Genomic DNA, 19,605 nt, shown 5'->3' with positions numbered 1-19,605 from the left:
CATGACCCTCGACACCTCGCTCGGCACGACCCCGGCCATCGGGTCGGACACGGCCGCGGGGACGTCCCCGGCGGGGAGCGGTACGCCGCTCCCCGCCGGACGGCGGTCCACGCGCCGCATCGCGGACTGGCGGAAGCGCGTCGAGATCGCGGTGCTCGCCGGCCCCGCGGTCATCGTCTTCGTCACCTTCGTGATCCTGCCCGTGGTGCTCGCCGCCTACTACGGGTTCTTCAAGTGGCAGGGCTACGGCCCGCCCACCGACTTCGTGGGGCTGCAGAACTACCTGATCATCTTCCAGGACAAGGCGTTCCACGCGGTCCTGATGCACAACGGCTTCATCGTCGTGCTGTCCCTCGTGCTGCAGGGGCCGATCGCCATCGTGCTCGCGCTCCTGCTCAACCAGAAGATGCACGGCCGCGGGCTCGTCCGCGTGCTCGTGTTCGTGCCGTACGTCATCTCCGAGGTGATCGTCGGCACCGGCTGGAGCCTGATGCTCCAGTCGAACGGCGCGGTGAACGACCTGCTCCAGGGCATGGGCCTCGGCGGGCTGCGGGCCGACTGGCTGTCCAACCCGGACATCGCGATCTGGACCCTGCTCGTGATCATCTCGTGGAAGTACATCGGCTTCGCGGTGATCCTGTTCCTGGCCGGCCTGCAGAGCATCCCCGAGGAGCTGTTCGAGGCCGCGGCCATCGACGGCGCCGGTTACTGGCAGATCCAGCGGCGGATCACCCTGCCGCTGCTCGGCCCCACCATCCGGATCTGGGCGTTCCTGTCGATCATCGGCTCACTGCAGCTGTTCGACCTCGTCTACATCATCTGGGGGCAGTACATCTCGTCGACCGCCGGCACCTCGACGATGGCGACGTACATGGTCGCCAACGGTCGCACGTCCGGCAACTTCGGTTTCGGCAGCGCCGTCGCTGTGGTCATGTTCGTGATCTCGCTCGCCGTCGCTCTGATCTACCAGCGCTTCGTGCTCCGCCGCGACACCGCGGGTGCACTCACCGAGAGGAAGAACTGATGGCCACCACGAGCATCGTCGCCCCCGGGCGGCGGGCCACGCGGGAGCGGCGGTCCAGCGCGGCCATCGGTCGCGCGAACCCGCTCACCTACCTGGTGGCGATCCTGTTCGTCGCCGCGAACCTCGCCCCGGTGCTGTACATCGTGCTGGGCGGCTTCCGGACGAACTCGCAGATCACCACGAGCCCGGCCGGGCTGCCAGCGCCGTTCGAACTCGGCAACTACGGATCCGTGCTGTCCAGCGGCATCTTCTGGCAGCAGCTCGCGAACTCGACGATCAGCGCCGTGACCACCACCGCGGGCGTCGTCGTGCTCGGACTGATGGTGAGCTTCGTGCTCGCCCGCTACCGGTTCGCCGGCCGCGGCGCGCTGTACGCGCTGTTCGCCGCCGGTCTGATGTTCCCGATCACCGTCGCCATCACGCCGCTGTACCTGCTCGTGAAGGACCTCGGGCTGACGAACAGCCTGGCCGGCGTGATCCTGCCGCAGATCGCCTTCGACCTGCCGACCACGGTCATCATCCTGGTGCCGTTCCTGCGGGCGATCCCGGACGAGCTCGAAGAGGCAGCGTCGATCGACGGCGCCAGCCGCCTCGGGTTCTTCTTCCGCATGGTCGTGCCGCTGTCGCTGCCGGGCGTCGTCACGGTCGGCATCCTGGCGTTCATCGCGAGCTGGAACAGCTACATCCTGCCGCTGTTCATCCTGAACAACGAGGGCAGCTACACCCTGCCGCTCGGCGTGCAGGCGTTCTCGTCGCAGTACTCGGTCGACACGGCCAAGGTGCTGGCGTTCACGTCGATGTCGATGATCCCGGCACTGGTGTTCTTCACCATCTTCCAGCGCCGCATCGTCGGCGGCCTGACCGGGGCGGTGAAGGGGTGACGACGACGGACGCGACCCGGGACACCGGACGCCAGCCGCGCCTCCAGGACGACAACGACGCACCCGACGCACACGACGCACCCGACGCGACCGGACCCGACCGCGCCACCGCCCTGCTCGCCGCCATGACGCTCGACGAGAAGGCGGCGCAGCTCGTCGGCTACTGGCTCGACCAGACCGGCGTCGTCGCGCCCATGCAGGGTGAGATGGCGGCGGCCGCCGACGGCCGCACCCTGGCGGACATCACCCGCGACGGCATCGGCCAGTTCACCCGCGTCTACGGCACCCGGCCGGTCGATCCCGACGACCGCGCGGCCTGGCTGTGGGCGGAACAGCGGCGACTCAAGCGCGAGACCCGGCTCGGGATCCCCGCGCTCGTGCACGAGGAGTGCCTGACCGGGCTCGCCGCGTGGAAGGCCGCGACGTTCCCCACCCCGCTGGCGTGGGGTGCGGCCTTCGACCCGGAGCTGGTCGAGCAGGTCGGCGCCGCCATCGGCGCGTCGATGCGGCAGCTCGGCGTGCACCAGGGCCTGGCGCCGGTCCTCGACGTGGTCCGCGACCCGCGATGGGGGCGGGTCGACGAGTGCATCGGCGAGGACCCGTACCTGGTCGGCACGGTGGGGACCGCCTACGTGCGCGGCCTGCAGTCGGCCGGCGTCGACGCGACCCTCAAGCACTTCCTCGGGTACTCGGCGTCGCAGGCGGGGCGGAACCACGCGCCCGTGCACGCTGGGCCGCGCGAGGTCGCCGACGTGTACCTGCCGCCGTTCGTGATGGCCCTGCGCGACGGGGGCGCCCGGAGCGTCATGAACTCGTACGCCGAGATCGACGGCGTGCCCGTCGCGGCGAACGGCGAACTGCTGACCGGCCTGCTGCGTGACGAGCTCGGCTTCGACGGCACCGTCGTGGCGGACTACTTCTCGGTCGCCTTCCTCGAGGTCATGCACGGCATCGCCGCCGATCGTGGTGAAGCCGCGGCGCTCGCGCTCGAGGCGGGCATCGACGTCGAGCTGCCCACCGGGGACGCGTACCTCGCGCCGCTCGTCGAGCGGGTGCGGGCCGGTCTGCTCGACGAGGCCCTCGTCGACCGTGCCGTCCTGCGGGTGCTGCGGCAGAAGGAACGACTGGGGCTGCTCGACCCGCAGGCGTTCGAGGACGAACCGCCGACGGGCATCGACCTGGACACCCCGCTGCACCGGTCGTTGGCGAAGCAGTTGGCGGCGCGGTCGCTGGTGCTGCTGTCGAACGACGAGGTGGTCGCTGGCGCTGGCGCTGGCGCTGGCGCTGGTGCTGGCTTGCCGGCGGCCGCGCCCGTGCTCCCGCTGCGCGTCGGGGCGTCCGTGGCCGTCATCGGCCCGAACGCCGACCGTGCCGAGGCCCTGCAGGGCTGCTACTCGTTCGCCAACCACGTGCTCGCGTCGCACCCCGACCTGCCGCTCGGCTTCGCCATCCCGACCGTGCGCGAGGCGCTGGTCGACGCCCTCGGCGACGACGCCGTGCGCTTCGCCGCGGGCTGCGCCGTCACCGGGTCCGACCGTGCCGGGTTCGCGGACGCCGTCGCCGTGGCCGCTGCCTCCGACGTCGCGGTCGTCGTCGTCGGCGACCAGGCCGGCCTGTTCGGCCGCGGCACCGTCGGCGAGGGGAACGACACCGAGTCGCTCGACCTGCCGGGCGTGCAACGCTCGCTCGTCGAGGCGGTCGTCGCCACCGGCACGCCGACCGTGATGGTGCTGCTCACAGGGCGGCCGTACGCCATCGGGTGGGCGCTCGACGGCGGCGGCGACGGCGTCGTCGCCGCCGGCCCGGCCGGCGCGGGACGTCCGGCCGCCGTCGTGCAGGCCTTCTTCCCCGGCGAGGAGGGCGGCACCGCCATCGCCGACCTGCTCACCGGCGCCGCATCGCCGTCCGGTCGCCTGCCCGTCTCGCTGCCCCGTGCCGCCGGCGCCCAGCCGTACACGTACCTGCACCCGCGGCTCGGGGGGCCCTCGGACGTCACCGCCGCCGACTCGACGCCGGTCCGCCCGTTCGGCTTCGGCCTCGGCTACACGACGTTCACGTACGACGACCTGGTCGTCGACGCGTCCGTCCGCTCCGACGCCGTGTTCGAGGCATCCGTGACCGTCCGCAACACGGGCGCACACGCGGGCGAGGACGTCGTCCAGCTCTACGGCCACGACGTGCACGGCAGCGTCACCCGACCCGAGGTCCAGCTGCTCGGCTACGCGCGCGTCGCGCTCGCCGCGGGGGAGTCCACCCGGGTCCGCTTCCGCGTCCCCGTCCAGCGGTTCGCGTTCACCGACCGTCGCATGCGCCGGGTCGTCGAACCCGGTGCCGTGCAGGTCTGGGTCGCGTCCCACGCGGCGGCGTCACGACCGGGAGGCCCGGTGCCGGCAGGCGGGATCGTCGCGTCCGGCGACGGGCCGGTCCGACACCCCGTCCCCGGCTCCGCGACGGAGCGCGCCGCGGTCGACGTGACGGGGCCGGTGCACGAGGTGACGCTGGACGACCCGCGGGTCGTCGAGTGGACGGTGGCCTGAACCGGGGCTGCGCCGACGGGGCGGGCCGTGCGGACGGATCAGGACGCACGGCCCGCCCCGGCAGCGCTACCGCGAACCCTGCTGCAGGGTCTCGGGCAGTGGCGGCAGGGGGCGATCGCTGTCGGCGACCCGGGTCAGCCGTGCTGCCAGTGGTCGGAAGAGCGCCGACAGCAGCACCTTGTCCGCCACACCCCGGGCGGCGAGCCCGAGCCGGGTCTGCGGGTACGCGAAGTGCACGATGCCCTTCGGGATGCCCTGGATCTTGTCGACCAGGGGGCGCATCCACGTGTCGAAGGCGTCGAGCGCGCGGTCGAGGTCCTCGTCCGCCGTGACCGATGCCGCCAGCACGTACCCGCTCGTCAGGGCGAGCGAAGCGCCACCGCCACCCATCGGTGTCACGCACCAGGCCGCATCGCCGATCACGCACACGCGGCCGCGGTGCCAGCGCGGCATCCGGATCTGGGTCAGCTCGTCCAGGTAGACGTCGTCCGAGCCGTCGAACCCGTCGAGCACGCGCTCGGTCTGCCAGCCGGCGTCGGCGTAGCGGGTCCGCAGTGTCGCCAGGGCCTCCGACCGCGAGCGGCCGACCAGGTCGTCGCCGCCGGCGTAGGCCAGGATCGCCCGCGTCGTGCCGTACGGGTCCGGGCGCAGGTGGACCTGACGCCCGCCGACAGCGTTGTACCAGCGCCAGCGGTCGTCGTCGGACGGCGTGCGCGGGATCGTCCCGAAGACCATGGTCACCCCGAGGTCCCGCTCGTCGACCTCGCCCTCCGCGGCGAAGAGCCGGTCGCGGGTCCGGGAGCGGACGCCCTCGGCGATGACCACGAGGTCGGCGTCGAGCACCCGTCCGGCGTCGGTGGTCACGGTCGCCCGGCGTCCGCCGGCCTGGTCGTCGACGTCCTGGATCGTCTCGCCGTAGACGATGCTGACGCCGTCGGGCAGGTCGTCGAGGATCACCCGGGCGAAGTCGCCGCGCAGGACCTCAAGTTCTGCGGTGGCACCGTCCGGGCCGTCGGAGGGCAGCTCGGACCGGACCTTGCCGTCACGATCGACGATCACCGTCCCGGTCTCGGTCGTGTTGCGTGCGCGGACGGCGTCGACCAGGCCCATGCGCTCGAGCACCTCGCGAGCGACCCCGCGGACGTCGACGTTCTGCCCGCCGTCGCGGAAGGACGGCGCACGTTCGATCACCGTCACCTGCCACCCGACGTGGCGCAACCACCAGGCGGCGGACAGGCCTGCGATGCTGGCTCCGGAGATCACTGCGTGCTGTGAGGTCATACTTTACAGTAAAGCAACTGCACAGTAAAGGAACCTGGATGCCCGACATCGACCCCCTCATCACGGTGTGGTCCGACGACGAGGTGGCCGTCATGCACGCGCTGCGCGACTGGGCCGTCACCTTCGACGAACTCCAGCGCCACCTGTCGTCGTGGATCGGTCTGCCCGGTTCCGACGCGAACGCCCTCGGGCAGATCGTGTGGGCGGACCAAGCCGGCGAGCCACTCTCCCCGGCGAAGTTGGCCCGGCGGATCGGCATGACGTCGGGCGCCACGTCGGTACTGCTCGACCGCCTCGAAGGGGCCGGGCACGTCACCCGGCACCGCGAGAGCGCCGACCGACGGCGGGTCACCCTGCGGCCGACCGAGTCCGCGCGAGCCGAGAGCGGGCGGTTCCTCGCGTTCTCCGGTGCCGAGATCGCCGCCACGGTGCGGGACACCGATCCTGAGGAGACGCGGGTCGTCCTGGCGTTCCTGCGACGCATGACCGACGCCGCCGCGTCGGCGAACGGTCGCCTGCAGGCACGCTGAGGGAACCGACGGGCGGCGTCGCCGCGCTCAGTGCTCCTTGACGAGCGCCTCGACGTTGTTGCCGTCGGGGTCGCTCACGAACGCCGTGTAGGCGCGGTACTCGGGCCAGTACCGAGGCTCGTGGCGCGAGAGCCCGCCGGACGCGACGGCCGCCCGGTGGAACGCATCGACCTCGGTGCGGCTCGCCGCCTCGAACGCCAGGTGCAGACCACGGGTCACCGTCGTCGTCGTGGGTGCGGTCTCGAGCGAGACGCTCGGGGTGTCCCGGCCGGTGGTCCAGTACTCCGCGATGGACTCGGTGCGGTAGCCCGCCTCGACTCCCAGCGGCGCGAGTGCCGCCGTGTAGAAGGCCTCGCTCGCGGCGAAGTCGCTGGCGAAGACCCCGAGGTGGTGGATGAGGCGACGGCTCGGCACGGCTCGAACCTAGCCGCCCGGTCGAGCCGTTCGCACGTGCCAGACTGGCCACGTGACGACGGGGACCGACGACCTGCCGGAGCGGCGCCCCACCGGCGGCCGCCTGCCGACGATGCGCGACGTCGCCGAGCACGTCGGGATGTCCCGGCAGCTCGTCTCGCTCGTGCTCCGCGGTGCGCCCGGACCCAGCGCGGAGTCCCGCGACCGGATCCTCGCGGCGGCGGCCGAGCTCGGCTACCGCCCGCACACCTCGGCCCGGCTGCTCCGCGAGGGCCGCACGCGGCTCATCGGCGCGGTCTTCAGCATGCGCAACCCGTTCCAGGTCCGGTTCGTCGAACGGCTCTTCGCCCGTGCCGCCGAGCAGGGCTTCGGCGTCGCCCTCGGTCCCGCCGGTGCCGAGCGCTCCACGGACCAGGTGGTGGCCGACCTGCTCGGCGAACGGGTCGAGGCCCTCGTCGTGTTCAACCCCGACCCCGGCGCGACCGCGCTCGAGGAGGCGAGCCGCCTCGTCCCGGTCGTGCTCCTCGGCGAGTGGACGGACGCCCCGTACGCCGACAACGTGCACGTGGACGAGGTCGGTGGGCTCCGCGCGGCGGTCGACCACCTGGTCGACCTGGGCCACCAACTCATCGCGTACGTCGGTGGCGAGGACGGACTCGTCGGCCTCGATCGCGCGACCGCCTACCGCGACGCGATGCAGGGCGCCGGACTCGCAGCCGAGACCGACGTCGTCCCCAGCGGCTTCAGCGAAGAGGATGGCGCCGCGGCTGCTCGCATGCTCGTCGCCCGCGACGACCTGCCCACCGCCGTGGTCTGTTGCGGTGACCAGTGCGCCACCGGCCTGCTCGCCGTCTTCGCGCAGCACGGGGTCGACGTGCCGGGGCGGGTGTCGGTGGTCGGCTTCGACGACAGTTACCTCGCGTCGCTCAGCTACCACCGCCTGACGTCGGTGCACCAGGACGTCGAGGCGACGGTCGATGCGGCGCTCGCTGCGGTCCTCGACCGCACCTCGGGAAACGGTGGGGAGCGACGTCGGGTCGCGACACCGACCGGCCTCGTGGTGCGCGAGTCGACGGGGTCCGTCGCGCGCTGACGCGGAACGACATCGTGGTCGTCGCACGACGTCGACCATGTCGTCCTCATCGATCACAGGTCGATTTGGCTCGTGCTAACCTCGCCACCATGATCCCGAGCGCCCTGCCTGAGCCCGACGTCTTCACCGCCGACTCCGGCGAGCCCGCCCTGCGTTGGGGCATCGTCGGTCCCGGCTGGATCGCCGGTGAGTTCGCCGACGCCCTCGGTGCCCACACCGCCCAACGCGTCGTCGCGGTGGCCTCACGTTCGCTCGACCGGGCCGAACGGTTCGCCGCGGAGCGGGGGATCGAGACGGCGCTCGGCAGCGTCGACGCACTGCTGGCGCGATCCGATGTCGACGTCGTGTACATCGCGACGCCGCAGAGCGACCACGCGCCGACTGCCCTCGCCGCGATCGCCGCCGGCAAGCACGTCCTGGTCGAGAAGCCCTTCACGGTGACCGCTGCCGAAGCGCGTGCGGTCGCCGATGCCGCCCGCGCAGCCGGCGTGTTCGCCATGGAGGCGATGTGGAGCCGCTACCTGCCGCAGGCCTCGGTGCTCCGGACCCTGCTGGCGGACGGAGCGCTCGGCGAGGTGCGCAGCGTGCTCGCCGACCACGGCCAGGCGATCGCGTTCGGCCCGGACCACCGGCTGTTCCGTCCGGAGCTCGGCGGGGGAGCGCTGCTCGACCTCGGCATCTACGCCGTGCAGTTCGCCTCGATGGTGCTGGGGTCCCCGGACCGCGTCACGGCACGGGGCTGGATGACCGAGTCCGGCGTCGACGCCTCCGGCTCGCTCGTCCTCGAACACGGCGCCGCCCAGGCCGTCCTGCACACGACCATCGCCGCGCGGACGCCCACGACCGCGTCGATCGCCGGCACCGAGGGCACGATCGACTTCGCCGGACCGTTCTACAACCCGACGACCTTCACGATCTCGGCAGCAGCGCACGGTTCGCCCGTCCTGCACTGGCAGGACCCGACACCGCTGCGGGGCTTCGCTGCCCTGGCCTGGGAGGCCACCGCCCTGGCACGCTTCGTCGGCGAGGGGCGGACGGAGTCCCCGCTGCACACCCCCGACGAGACGATCTCGATCCTCGAGACCATCGACACCGCCCGCGCGCAGATCGCCGCGGGTTGAGCAGGAGACGACGATGTCCGACCTCATCACCACCCTCGAACAGCAGGAGCGCGACCTCGTGCTCGACGCCTTCACCCACGACGACGCCTGGGAGCTGGGCTCCCTGATCCGCGGCATCGCCCACGAGGCCGGCCACGCCGTCGGCATCGACATCCGGCGTCCCGGCCTCGGGCTGTTCCGTGCGGCGACCCCGGGTATCACCCCGGACCAGCACGTCTGGATCGACCGCAAGGCCGCGGTCGTGCTCCGGATGGAGCAGTCGAGTGCCCTCGTCGACGCTCGGTTGTCCGCCGCCGGGGTCGATCCGGCCGCGATCGGGTGGCTCGGCGCCGATTACGCCGTGACCGGAGGGTCGTTCCCGATCCGGGTTCGCGGCGCCGGGGTGGTCGCGGCCGCGACGGCCTCCGGCCTGTCCTCGATGGAGGACCACGACCTGGTCGTCGCTGGCCTGCGCGCGTTCATCGCCTCGCGTTCCTGACGCGACCGGGTGCGGACGGGAGGCCCGGTGCCAGCTGGCACCGCGCCTCCCGTCCGTCACCCGGTCACGTTCGCGGGCGTGAGGTTCCACGACTTGCCGCTCACGTTCCCCGAGGTTCCGTGGACGGCCCCTGGGAGCCCCGAGATGCGAGGATTTCGGAACCTGGGGCGCCCAGTGGACGCCCGCTCAGGCGGGCAGCGGCACGAAGTCGAACTCCTGGAACGATGCGACCTCGTCCGCCCAGCGGGTGGCGACGAAGCGCTGGTGCGCGGGGTGTGCGTCGTACGCCGAGTAGGTGTCCTGGTCGGCGAACGCCATCGAGAACTGGAACCGGAAGTCGCTCTGCGTGGACACCTGGCGGGACACCGTGAAGTCCTGCACGCCGGGGATCGCCGGCAGGGTGTCGCGGGCGGTCTCGAGGAACGCTGCCTCGTGCGGGGAGCCGGCGGCGTGGACGAGCGTGAAGCAGACGGTGTGGACGATCATGCGGGGTCTCCGGTGGGGTAGTCGACGAAGGCGAAGGCGGACCCGTCGGGAGCCCACCCGTTGACGTTGAGGGTGCCCTGCCCGCCGTCGAGCTCGACGATGGTCTCGGCTGCCTGCCAGACCTCGGGTCCCCAGACGCTGACGGATCCGTCACCGGTGACGAGGCGCAACCGCACGCGCTCGTCGGCCGGGTGCCCCTCGGTGCCGGGCGGGAACGACAGGTAGACGGCGGCGTCGTCGGTCGGGGCGGGGTGCGGGAACCAGTTGACGTGCTCGTCGACCGTGAGCTGCTCGATCCCGGTGCCGTCCGGTCGGACCCGGGCGATCTGCGCGTGCCCCGGTGCGGACTCGAACTGCTCGGTGTTGAACAGGATCCACGCGCCGTCCGGCGTCCACTCCGGGCCGTCGGCCGCGGAGGGGTCCGTCGTCACGGCGCGGTCCGAGCTGCCGTCGACGCCCATCACCCGGATCGTGCCCGAGGACCAGACGGCGTCACCGGACGGGTCGAGCCGGACGTAGGCGAGCTCGGAGCCGTCGGGGCTGACGCCGTGCAGGAAGTGCAGACCGCCGTCGTCCGCGGTGACCCGGGTCGCTGCGCCGCCGGCGAGCGGGGCGCTCCAGATGTGGAAGTCGTTCGCGCTGACATGCACGGTGACGCCGTCGGGATCGAGCACGTGGTCGTTGTTCAGGGGCGGGACGCCCTCGATCGCGACGTGCTCCGGAGCTGCGGCACCGTCGGACGGCATCGTCCAGAGGACCCCGTCGCCGTTCAGCACGAGACGGCCGTCGGTGGTCCAGTTCGGCGCTTCGTAGAGCCGCTCGGCGGACTCGTGCACGGTCGTCACGCTGCGGTCGGCTCGGTGCCAGATCCGGATCCGGCAGGTCTGGCCCGGTGCGAGCACGCGACCCGGGGCTTCATCGTCGAGGGGCATGGCACACCTTCCGCAGTGAATGTTGGCTCGTGACAACCCTAGCCGATGTGGATCGTGATCCACCCCCCGCGTTGGGGATGATGACATGTCCTCGCTTCCAATAAGGTGAGGGGGATCGTACCTAGACGAAAGCTCACGTTGCCGCACTCCCCGCGCCCTTCCCGCCTGCCCTTCATCGCCGCCACCACCTCGGTCGTCGTCATCGCCGGAGCATTGCTCGCCGCGATCCCGAACACCGCAACCGCTGTGGAAGCACCGATCGCGACGCCGACCGCCACGGCGACCGCGACGGACGTGCCGGCCCCGACCTCCGAGCCGACCGCCTCGACCCCGGTTCCCGTCACGCCGTCCGCGCCCGCGGTGCCAACGGCATCCCCGAAACCCACGGCTACTCCGAAGCCCACGGCGACTCCGAAGCCCAGCGCGACTCCGAAGCCCACGCCGTCGACGATCTCGGTCACCTACGCCGGGGACTCGCTGACCGCGATGGACGGCTCGTGGATGCGGCAGATGAACGACAAGTCGCTCACGAACATCGGCGGCACGGCCATCGGCGGTGCCACGACGCCGCGGATCCTGACCCGGTCGTCGGCGAAGGACGCTGACGTCCTGGTCGTGATGGCCGGCACGAACGACCTCCGGTACGCCTACAGCAGCAAGAGCATCCAGCAGAACATCGGCAAGATCGTGACGAAGATCGGCGCCCGGCACGTCGTCATCGCCGCGATCGCCCCGTCGAACATCACGAAGTACGGCAAGAAGCGCATCGACCGTCGCAAGCAGGGCGAGATCCTCAACCGTGACCTGCAGAACTACGCACTCACCCACGGCTACCTGTTCGTCGACCCGTGGGCGGCGGACCGGCAGCTCAACGGTGGATGGCCGTCGAGCCGGACCTACGACGGTGTCCACCCCACGGTCGCGATGTCGAAGAAGGTCGCGGTCCGCATGCAGCAGGCCATCCACATCGCGGTGGAGGGCGCGAAGGGCTAGCCTGATCGGACGGCGAACGTCCGACCATCACACCGGAGTCATGGCAACGCAGAACTGAGCCAGCGCACCCGCGCAGGCAATCGCATCGCGAGCGACCCGCTCGCGATCCTTCTGCACGCCCGCGACGGCTCTGCGTCGCGATGACTCCTGGGATCCTTCGTGTTCTTCGCCTCTGCCCGACTCCGGGCTGCACGCTCAGCACTCTCCGAACACCGCTTCGTCACGTTCGCGGTGCTCATCGACACTGTCGGCGCCGGCCTGACGCTGCCGCTGACGATCGTCTACTTCACCCTCACCACTGACCTACCGCTCGCGGTCATCGGTCTGCTGTCGACGGCGGCGTCCCTCGTCGCGCTGCCGATCGGTCTCCTGGGCGGGGTCGTGACTGATCGCCTCGGCGCGAAGGTGTCGATGATCGTCAACAACCTGATGTCCGCCGCGGGCTTCGCGGTCTACCTGATCGCGCACGACCCGGTCTTGGTGTTCGTCGCGATCTTCCTCGCCAACGCGTCCGAGCGCCTGTACTGGACGTCGTGGACTGCCTACGTCCACGACCTCGCGGACGGGCGACCGTTCGAACGGTGGTTCGCGTTCCTCGAAGCGATCAAGGCGGCAGCCCTCGGCTCAGGTGCGATCCTCGCGGCGGTCGCGCTCGCGCAGGGGCAGGACGGCCTCCGCTGGCTCATCCTCGCGAACGTGGTCACGAGTGTCGCGGCGGCGATCGTCTTCGCCACGCAGCGACCCGGCGAACGGGCACGTCACCCGCAGCCGCCACGCGGTGCGGACGAGTCGTCCGGCACGATCCGGGAGTTCTTCGCGGACCGCTCGATGCGGCTCATCACCCTCGGGCAGTTCCTCATCGGTCCGGCGATGGTCCTCCCGAACGTCGCCCTCAGTGTGCTGTTCGTCCAGCATTGGCACATGCCGCCGGCGGTGGCCCCCGTGCAGTTCGCCATCGCCACCGCGCTCTGTGCCGTCTTCCAGACCTCGGTCACGCGGTGGGTCGTCGGGCTCCGGCGCGGAACGTTGGTCGCGGTCGGCGCCCTGCTCACTTCGCTGACCGCGCTTCCGCTCATCGTCCTCCCGCCGCTGGACGGTGCCGCGGCCTGGTCCTACGTCGCCGTCGTTGGGGTACTGCTCGCAGCGGCGGACATGATCGCGCTGCCAGCCGCCAACGCCGTCATGGCCGAGGCCCCGCACCCGCGCGTGCGGGGTCGCGCGATCGGCGTCTTCCAGACCGCGAGCTCGATCGGGATGGCGCTCTTCCCGCTCGGTCTCGGACTGCTCGACACCGATGTGCCGTGGCTGCTCTGGGTGATGACGGTGCTGGTGTTCGCCGGGGCGGCGTGGAGCTGGCGCGCGGCCGTGAGCGGCCTGCCTGCCCGGGTGCAGATCGCCTCACCGGGTGATGCCGACAGCTGAGGGCCCGGAAGGACTTGTACCGAGCTGTTGACACACGTACACTCCGGCTTGTACCTTCTGGACAGTACATTGGAGGGGTCATGGAGTACGTCGTGGGATTCGCGGGAGTGCTGGTCGCAGCACTCGCCGTCGGTGGGCTGGCCGGATGGCTCCGGCTCCGTCGGTCCGTGTCGAGCGAACGAGGCGCAGCGGTGGTGGTGGCACAGCGGGCACTCCTGGTCCGGGTGGTCCTGAGCCTCGTCGTCGGCTTGGCCGTGTTCGTCGTCTGTGCGGTCGCGGGAACGAACGCGCGAGCGCTGCAGGGCGTGTCGTTCTTCGTGGGGCCCAGCGCCGGCGCAGGCGTCGCACTCCTCGTCTTCGCCGCGATCCCCGCCGTCGCGATCGACGGCGCGACGGCGCACCGCTCCGCGTCGTTGCAGGTGCGGTCCGCACGGAGCGCCCTGCTTCCGCAGCAGTGGCGGCGTCTCTGGTGGGCGGTCGGATGTGCCGTCGGCATCGTCCTGGTTGCGGGGCTCGGATCGGCTCCCGCGCCGGACGGGCGGTGGCTGTGCACGAGCGTGTTCCCGATGCAGTGCCCGGCCGGCGACGGGCCGTACCTCTTCCCCGGCTGGTACTTCGGCCTTCCGGCGCTCCTCGGCATGGCGCTGCTCTCGGCCGGGGTGTGGGCGTCGCTCTGGCGGATCGCAGTGACCCCGGCCGCGGCGTGGCCGGATCTCGACGCAGCGGACGGAGCGCTGCGACAGCGTGCGGGGCAGGTCGTCGCACTGGTCGGGACTGCCGCTGCACTCCTGACCGCGGCGGTCTTCCTCTCGGCGGCCGGTCTGCCGTTGATGAACGCGCTGCACCTCGACTCCGGTCTGGCCGGAGGGGCCGCAACGGTGGTGGCGCGGCTGGGGATGGTCGTGGTCCTGGCTGGAGTCGTCGTCGCGTTCGCGGGCGTCGTCACGGCCGTCGCGGCGGTCGTCCGAGCCGTGACGGCAGCCCGCCTGATCGCGACGGGGGCGGTCGCCGCGTGATCACCCTCAGCGCCGATGACCCGACGCCACCGTTCGAGCAGGTCCGCAAGCAGCTGGCCGACGCGATCCGGTCCGGTGAGCTCACGGCCCACGAGCGGCTCCCGTCGATCAGACAGCTCGCCGGCGACCTCCGCGTCGCCCCGGGGACGGTCGCGCGGGCCTACCAGCAGCTCGAGGCAGACGGCTTGATCGCCACCGGCCGCGGGCGCGGGACCACGGTCCGTGAGACGCAGGCAGTGTCCGATGCAGTCGTCGCGAGTGTCGCGCAGATGGTCGAATCGGTGCGGGGCGACGTCGGACTCGACGCGCTCCTGGCGACCGTCGCGTCGATGTGGGAAGGACGTCGGCGCTGACGGTGCCGACACGGTGCGCCGTGCCTCCAGGCTGATCCCTCGCCCGGGTCAGCTGACCCGGGCCACGCGCCGACGTGCCCACAGCACGACGACGGCGGCGAGTGCCCCACCGACCACGGCGCCGATGGTGTTCGTGATCCAGTCGCTCGTGTCGCACGCCCGACCGATCACGGGGACGACCGCCTGGACGACCTCGATGAGGACGGAGAACGCGCTGGCGCCGACGGCCGCGAGGACCGGGCGCCGCCACCGCACCCCGGCCAGGAACGCGATCGGCACGAACAACAGCACGTTGGCCGTCGACTCGACCGCGGTCGGCGCCAGGTACGGCAGCCCGACGTTGCAGGTGACGTCGGACCGGGGAGCGCCGTCGGGGGACAGGGTGAGCGCGAGCGTCACGACCACGGCGAGGCCGAACAGCACGGCGGTGAGCCGCGGCAGGCGCGCCAGCCAGACGCCCACGACGGGCGCGACGACGATGACCGCGATCAGCACGCCGAACGCGAGCCACGGTACTTCGATGAGCAGGGTCGAGAGCATGGATCTCCGGACGGGAGGCCCGGTGCCAGCTGGCACCAGGCCTCCCGTCCCTCAGGGGTGTCGGATCAGAGCACGGCGCGACGACGGCGCACTGCGCGTGCGCCGATCAGGCCGGCGCCGACCAGGACGAGGCCGAGCGCCCACGGCAGGGCGCCGGTGGCGTCCGAACCGGTGTAGGCGAGCTGCCCCGTGGTCGGGGTCGTCCCCCCGACGGCGACCGTCGGTTCGGTCGACACCGTCGGCACGGTGGGGCGCACGTCGACCGGGAACGAGGTGCTCTGCAGCCCCTCGCCGCCGACGGTCAGGGTGTGCGTCGAGGCGTGCGGGAAGGTGACGCCGACAGCGCTCTCGGCGTCGAACTCGGTGTACGGCGCGATCACGTCACTGGCGACGTCCGAGGTGACGATCGGCGTCCAGACGGGGTTGCCGTCCGCGTCGGCGGGGTCGATCGGGTTCCCGAAGCGGTCGACCAGGTTGCCGGAGACGACGAGTGTTCCGCCCTGCGCGACGGTCGGACGTCCACCGTCCACGACGTCGAGACCCCCGAAGGAGCCGTCTTCGTCGGTGGTGAGCTTCACGGTCAGGACGGTGCCGTCCGTGCCGATGATCCACATCGTCTTCTTCGGCGCGTCGATCGACGCCGCGTCGAGGGTGAAGACCTGGACGCCGAACGCGGCAGCGGGGTCGACGGTCAGCTCGACGTACTGCGTGACCGACTCGGTACCGCTCGTGGCCGTGATCGCGAACTGGTACCAGGACGCCGTCTTGGCGGTGCCGCTCAGCTCACCGGTGGCGGCGTCGAAGGTGATGCCGTCGGGCAGCTGGATGTCCGGACCGAACTCCTCGTCCGTGTCGTCCGGTTGGAACCCGAACCCGATCGTCCAGCCGGAGTCACCGGAGCCGCCGGAGGTGCCCGCGGAGAGCGCCGCTGCCTGTGACTTCGTCATGACGACGTCGCCGTCGTCGTCGCCGTCGTACCAGGCGAGCGCGTACGTCGGGGCGGGGGAGCCCTGCGCTCGGAAGGTGTACGAGAACGGGTCGCCAGCGGTCGTCTCGAGGGCGAGCGGGTCCCCGGCGTCTGCCCCTTCGGCGATCGGCGTGTCCGCGGCGTCGACGAACACCGGGTCCTGCGTGACGGGGGCCGAGGTCGCCGTCACGGTCGCCGTCGATCCGTCGGGCAGGGCACCGGTGACCTGGACCGACACCCGTTCCCCGGCCTGCGCCGCATCGATCGTGTACGAGCCGCTCGTCGCCAGGACCGTGGTGGAACCGGCCTGGGTCCAGACGTACCGGAATGCCCCGTCCTCGTCGAAGCCGACGGGGACGGCGGTGAGCACGGCGCCGACCTCCGTGTCGCCGGTGATGGTGACGGCGGGGTCGACGGCCTGCTGCGCGGTCGGCGCCGAGGTCGGTGACGGCGTGGCGGTGGGCACTGCGGCGGAGGGATCGGCGGCGGCTGTGGGGTCCGGTTCGGACGCCGTGGGCGTCGAGGCGTCGCTCGACGGCTCGGTGGTCGTCGGCGCAGCATCGGGCGACGGCGTCGCGGACGTCGGGGCGGACGGCTCCGCAGCGGCCGGCTCGGACGGGTCCGCCGTCGGCGAAGCGGCCGGCGCCGGGACGTCGGTCGCCGCGGGAGCGGACGTCGCGGTCGATGCCGCCGGGTCGCTCGCCGGCTCGGCGTGGGCGGCCGTCGCGGTCACGAGGCCGAGGCCCGTGGTCAGCGCGACGAGGGCTGCGGTGGTGCCGACGGCGCAGGCGCGTCGGACGGTGGAGGCGCTGTGGCGCACGGGTCCCCCTGGATCGTGTCCGGTCGGGTGCCGGATCGTGTGGATCAGCCGAGAAAGCTCAGGCGTCCTCGGATCGTAGGGCCTGGGACCGCTTCAGACCGACGGGGAGTCCGGATCGTGACCATGACTGGGGGCGGTCGTCGCGCGGAACCCCCGGTCGAGGAACGCGATGACCCACTCGAAGCTCGCGTCGACGTCGGTGCGCATCTGGAACCCACCGGACGTCTCGACGGTCGCGAAGCCGTGCAGGACACTGCGCAGCAGGCGGAGCGCGTGCACCTCGTCGGCGGGGTCGAGCCCGTAGCCGCGCAGCGCCGCTGCGAACGAGGCGAGGGTGCGCTCCAGGGCCACGGCCAACGGGTCGTCCGGCCCGGTGGGACGGATCCCGACCGTCGCCTCGTACCGGCCGGGGTGCCGCTGCACGTACCGGCGGACGGTCTGCGCGGCCGCCTCGACGGCGTCGCGCCCGGCGAGCCCCTGCATCGCGTCGCGCAGGTCGTCGCCGAGTTCGTTCGCGGCGAGGATCGCGATCCGGCGGGTCAGGTCGGTGAGTCCGTCGACGTGCTTGTACAGCGACGGCGACTTCACGCCGAGCCGTTCGGCGACGACGCTCATGCTCAGCCGTGCGAGCCCGATCTCGTCGGCCAGCCCCGCCGCGGCGGTGGTGACGGCGGCGGGGTCGAGTCCTGCCCTAGCCACGGTGGCCACCGACCGGCGCGAGCGTGCGGCCGAGGAAGGGGAGCACGAGCGTGAGGACCTCGGTCGGGGCCTCGGTGTGCGGGTAGTGGCCGGCACCGTCGATGACGGCCAGCTCGCCGAGTCCGTCGGGCAGGTCGGCCAGGACCCGCTCGCCCTCGGCACGCGGGACGGCCCAGTCCGGGTCGGCGCTGCCCTCGATCACCAGGACGGGGCACCGCACGTCCGCCAGCCGTGCACCGGCGTCGGCGGGCGAGGTCTTCGTCATCGCGCGCAGCACCGCCATCCGTTCCGGCTGCTGCAGCGTCGACTCGATGCGGCCCAGTTCCTCGGTCCAGTCGGTCGGCTTCGTCGGCACGGCGAGGTCCAGGTAGGCCAGCCAGCCGGCCAGGCTCCCGGTCGTCATCACCTTGGCGAGCTGGAACGTGCCGGCGCGGTGGTGGCGGTTCCGGAGCAGGCCGCCGAGGTCGAACGACTGCTTCCGCGTGAACGGTGCCAGCTCGACGATGCCGGTGACGACGTCGGGGGCATCGGCGGCGGCGATGGTGGCCGCCCCGCCGCTGATCGACTGCCCGACGATGACCGCGGGGCCGCCGAGGTGCCGGACGACGGCGATCAGGTCGCGAGCGATGTCGGCGCGCTGGTACGACGCCCATCCCGTGCTCGAGTCGCCACACCCGCGGATGTCGACGTTCGCCACCCGGTAGCCGGCGGCGACGAGTTCGGGGACCAGGAACCGGTAGGCGTGCCGGCTGTCGCCCATGCCGTGTGCGAGGACGACGAGCGGTCCGTCGCCGCTGACGTCGTACGCGATGGTGCCTTCGTCGGTGCGCAGGTGTTCGAGCATGACTGCCTCCATGGCTAAGTGTGTTAGCTAGAAGCTAAGACCATTAGCCGACGCTGTCAAGCCCGCCACGGCAGTTGCGTCGTGCGGCGGCGGACGGGAGGCCCGTGGCGGGCCCGCACCGGGCCTCCCGTCCGCTCGTCGGTCGCCGTCAGTGCACCGTGTCCAGCGCGTCCGACAGGTCCAGGGACCAGACGGCGACCCCGGTCAGGCCGAGCCGCTCGGCGAGTGCCACGCGCTCGCGCAGCGACCGCGCGTCGGACCACCAGAGCACCTCGTCGCTGGGCAGGGTCGCCGTCCACTCGCCCGCTGTCGCGTTCCAGGTCGGGGTGATGCCGGCCTTCCGGACGCGACGACGGGCCTGGTCGTCGCACAGCGGCCCCGCCGGTCGCGGCCCCTTCCAGTGGTAGCCGTACCCGGCGACGCCGAGCACGATCTGGTCGGCGGGCGCGAGGGTGGCGAGCGCCCTGGCGGACTTCGACGCCCAGGGCAACGACCCGACCGGCCCCGGTGCGTCCGGCTCCCACGGGCCGTGCTGGTCGTAGGCCATCAGTGTGAGGTGGTCCAGCGGAGCGCGGAGTGCCCGGACGTCGTACCCCATGCGCGCGTACCCGGCCGCGGTCGTCGACGCCGACAGGGCGATGTCGAGCCGGACGTCGTCGCCGACCGCCGCACGGAGCTCCCGCGCGAAGGCCGTCAACCCCGCCGTGTCGGCCGCGGTCAACGCCTCGAGGTCGATCATGACCGAGTCCCACCCGCCGGATCGCACGTCGGTCGCGAGCGCGCGGACGACGTGGGACCGGTTGGCGGGGGACCGGAGCATCCTCCGGGCGATCGGCTCGCTGAAGTCGCCGTCGGCGTAGTTGCTGACGAGCAGCTGCGCCTCGAGCCCGCGGGCGTGCGCCCGGTTGCGTTGTGTCCTCGCCTCGCGGGAGGGAGTGCTGACGCGCGTGCCGGTCCGGCTCAGCAGCAGCCCGTCGACGCCGACGACGTCCATCGCCGATGCGTTGGCGTCGATCAGCGCGGGGTCCGCCCCCTCTGGCTGGAAGCCCGTGACGTCGAACCAGTCGGGTGTGCCGGACTCGGCGTTCGCGGGGCCGGTGCAGCCGGTCAGGACGAGGCCCGCGGTCAGGACAGCGGCGAGGAGGACGGAACGCGGCCTGGTGATCACGCTCCG

Annotated in this window: 21 protein-coding genes; 11 read left to right on the top strand and 10 right to left on the bottom strand. The window is 72.0% G+C overall.

All coding sequences use genetic code 11. The features are described 5' to 3' along the window. Nucleotide 1 precedes the first annotated feature (1 nt). The 3 genes from M4960_RS11370 to M4960_RS11360 all read left to right on the top strand — a co-directional run bounded on the left by M4960_RS11370 (nucleotide 2) and on the right by M4960_RS11360 (nucleotide 4,442). Nucleotides 2–1,024 carry a carbohydrate ABC transporter permease gene (locus M4960_RS11370; protein ID WP_248704280.1) on the top strand — a complete coding sequence of 341 codons (1,023 nt, stop codon included), beginning with the start codon at nucleotides 2–4 and terminating at the stop codon, nucleotides 1,022–1,024. Further along, nucleotides 1,024–1,905 carry a carbohydrate ABC transporter permease gene (locus tag M4960_RS11365; RefSeq protein ID WP_248704279.1) on the top strand — a complete coding sequence of 294 codons (882 nt, stop codon included), beginning with the start codon at nucleotides 1,024–1,026 and terminating at the stop codon, nucleotides 1,903–1,905. Before M4960_RS11370 ends, M4960_RS11365 begins: the two co-directional genes overlap by 1 nt. A 125-nt stretch (nucleotides 1,906–2,030) precedes the next feature. Continuing rightward, a complete protein-coding gene (locus M4960_RS11360) occupies nucleotides 2,031–4,442 on the top strand; it encodes a beta-glucosidase (protein ID WP_248704316.1) in 2,412 nt (803 codons plus the stop codon). Between the two features lie 66 nt (nucleotides 4,443–4,508). Here M4960_RS11360 and M4960_RS11355 read toward each other — a convergent pair whose 3' ends face one another. Then, on the bottom strand, nucleotides 4,509–5,723 hold the full coding sequence (locus M4960_RS11355) for an FAD-dependent monooxygenase (RefSeq protein WP_123340593.1): 1,215 nt from the start codon (nucleotides 5,721–5,723) through the stop codon (nucleotides 4,509–4,511). Nucleotides 5,724–5,761: 38 nt separating this feature from the next. Here M4960_RS11355 and M4960_RS11350 point away from each other — a divergent pair, with 38 nt between their 5' ends. After that, entirely contained in the window at nucleotides 5,762–6,253 is a 492-nt protein-coding gene (locus M4960_RS11350; protein ID WP_248704278.1) for a MarR family winged helix-turn-helix transcriptional regulator, read from the top strand. Between the two features lie 27 nt (nucleotides 6,254–6,280). Here M4960_RS11350 and M4960_RS11345 read toward each other — a convergent pair whose 3' ends face one another. Then, on the bottom strand, nucleotides 6,281–6,667 hold the full coding sequence (locus tag M4960_RS11345; RefSeq protein WP_173170657.1) for a VOC family protein: 387 nt from the start codon (nucleotides 6,665–6,667) through the stop codon (nucleotides 6,281–6,283). A 52-nt stretch (nucleotides 6,668–6,719) separates the two neighbouring features. Here M4960_RS11345 and M4960_RS11340 point away from each other — a divergent pair, with 52 nt between their 5' ends. The 3 genes from M4960_RS11340 to M4960_RS11330 all read left to right on the top strand — a co-directional run bounded on the left by M4960_RS11340 (nucleotide 6,720) and on the right by M4960_RS11330 (nucleotide 9,359). Continuing rightward, a complete protein-coding gene (locus M4960_RS11340; RefSeq protein ID WP_216835061.1) occupies nucleotides 6,720–7,760 on the top strand; it encodes a LacI family DNA-binding transcriptional regulator in 1,041 nt (346 codons plus the stop codon). A gap of 89 nt (nucleotides 7,761–7,849) precedes the next feature. Continuing rightward, nucleotides 7,850–8,881, top strand: coding sequence for a Gfo/Idh/MocA family protein (locus tag M4960_RS11335; RefSeq protein WP_248704277.1), 1,032 nt, complete (start codon nucleotides 7,850–7,852; stop codon nucleotides 8,879–8,881). Between the two features lie 13 nt (nucleotides 8,882–8,894). After that, nucleotides 8,895–9,359 carry a heme-degrading domain-containing protein gene (locus M4960_RS11330; RefSeq protein WP_248704276.1) on the top strand — a complete coding sequence of 155 codons (465 nt, stop codon included), beginning with the start codon at nucleotides 8,895–8,897 and terminating at the stop codon, nucleotides 9,357–9,359. Nucleotides 9,360–9,545: 186 nt separating this feature from the next. On the opposite strand, the gene M4960_RS11325 is transcribed toward M4960_RS11330, so the two are convergent. The 3 genes from M4960_RS11325 to M4960_RS19750 are packed head-to-tail and all read right to left on the bottom strand — an operon-like array spanning nucleotide 9,546 to nucleotide 11,238. After that, nucleotides 9,546–9,845 (bottom strand): Dabb family protein, encoded by a 300-nt coding sequence (locus M4960_RS11325; RefSeq protein WP_123294686.1) that lies wholly within the window; start codon nucleotides 9,843–9,845, stop codon nucleotides 9,546–9,548. Then, nucleotides 9,842–10,777 carry a hypothetical protein gene (locus M4960_RS11320; protein WP_248704275.1) on the bottom strand — a complete coding sequence of 312 codons (936 nt, stop codon included), beginning with the start codon at nucleotides 10,775–10,777 and terminating at the stop codon, nucleotides 9,842–9,844. The genes M4960_RS11325 and M4960_RS11320 overlap by 4 nt, the downstream gene beginning before the upstream one ends. A gap of 38 nt (nucleotides 10,778–10,815) precedes the next feature. Continuing rightward, nucleotides 10,816–11,238 carry a hypothetical protein gene (locus M4960_RS19750; RefSeq protein ID WP_131922274.1) on the bottom strand — a complete coding sequence of 141 codons (423 nt, stop codon included), beginning with the start codon at nucleotides 11,236–11,238 and terminating at the stop codon, nucleotides 10,816–10,818. On the opposite strand from M4960_RS19750, the gene M4960_RS19385 reads away from it, so the two are divergent. The 4 genes from M4960_RS19385 (at nucleotide 11,138) to M4960_RS11295 (ending at nucleotide 14,561) form a co-directional block, all read left to right on the top strand. After that, a complete protein-coding gene (locus M4960_RS19385; RefSeq protein ID WP_308222012.1) occupies nucleotides 11,138–11,770 on the top strand; it encodes an SGNH/GDSL hydrolase family protein in 633 nt (210 codons plus the stop codon). The genes M4960_RS19750 and M4960_RS19385 overlap by 101 nt on opposite strands. A gap of 159 nt (nucleotides 11,771–11,929) precedes the next feature. After that, entirely contained in the window at nucleotides 11,930–13,192 is a 1,263-nt protein-coding gene (locus tag M4960_RS11305; protein ID WP_248704273.1) for an MFS transporter, read from the top strand. Nucleotides 13,193–13,272: 80 nt separating this feature from the next. Further along, nucleotides 13,273–14,208, top strand: coding sequence for a hypothetical protein (locus M4960_RS11300; RefSeq protein WP_248704272.1), 936 nt, complete (start codon nucleotides 13,273–13,275; stop codon nucleotides 14,206–14,208). Beyond that, nucleotides 14,205–14,561: a GntR family transcriptional regulator gene (locus M4960_RS11295; protein WP_243649836.1), complete on the top strand. Its 357-nt coding sequence runs from the start codon at nucleotides 14,205–14,207 to the stop codon at nucleotides 14,559–14,561. The genes M4960_RS11300 and M4960_RS11295 overlap by 4 nt, the downstream gene beginning before the upstream one ends. Before the next feature lie 48 nt (nucleotides 14,562–14,609). Here the strand turns inward: M4960_RS11295 and M4960_RS11290 are convergent, their stop codons facing one another. The 5 genes from M4960_RS11290 to M4960_RS11270 all read right to left on the bottom strand — a co-directional run bounded on the left by M4960_RS11290 (nucleotide 14,610) and on the right by M4960_RS11270 (nucleotide 19,599). Continuing rightward, nucleotides 14,610–15,101, bottom strand: a complete 492-nt coding sequence (locus M4960_RS11290) for a VanZ family protein (RefSeq protein WP_248704271.1) — start codon at nucleotides 15,099–15,101, stop codon at nucleotides 14,610–14,612. A 65-nt stretch (nucleotides 15,102–15,166) separates the two neighbouring features. Continuing rightward, the gene (locus M4960_RS11285) at nucleotides 15,167–16,888 is read right to left on the bottom strand and encodes a putative Ig domain-containing protein (RefSeq protein ID WP_248704270.1); all 1,722 of its coding nucleotides are present in this window, start codon (nucleotides 16,886–16,888) and stop codon (nucleotides 15,167–15,169) included. 93 nt (nucleotides 16,889–16,981) lie between these two features. Further along, nucleotides 16,982–17,587: a TetR/AcrR family transcriptional regulator gene (locus tag M4960_RS11280; protein ID WP_123294760.1), complete on the bottom strand. Its 606-nt coding sequence runs from the start codon at nucleotides 17,585–17,587 to the stop codon at nucleotides 16,982–16,984. Beyond that, the gene (locus M4960_RS11275) at nucleotides 17,580–18,431 is read right to left on the bottom strand and encodes an alpha/beta fold hydrolase (protein WP_123294761.1); all 852 of its coding nucleotides are present in this window, start codon (nucleotides 18,429–18,431) and stop codon (nucleotides 17,580–17,582) included. The genes M4960_RS11280 and M4960_RS11275 overlap by 8 nt, the downstream gene beginning before the upstream one ends. 148 nt (nucleotides 18,432–18,579) lie before the next feature. Beyond that, nucleotides 18,580–19,599, bottom strand: coding sequence for a glycosyl hydrolase family 18 protein (locus M4960_RS11270; RefSeq protein WP_248704269.1), 1,020 nt, complete (start codon nucleotides 19,597–19,599; stop codon nucleotides 18,580–18,582). Between the last annotated feature and the right edge of the window lie 6 nt (nucleotides 19,600–19,605).

The sequence above is a fragment of the Curtobacterium sp. MWU13-2055 genome (genome assembly GCF_023242305.1).
GTDB lineage: Bacteria > Actinomycetota > Actinomycetes > Actinomycetales > Microbacteriaceae > Curtobacterium.
Note: the sequence above shows the minus strand (reverse complement) of the source record. Positions and strands in the feature narration are given on the sequence as shown.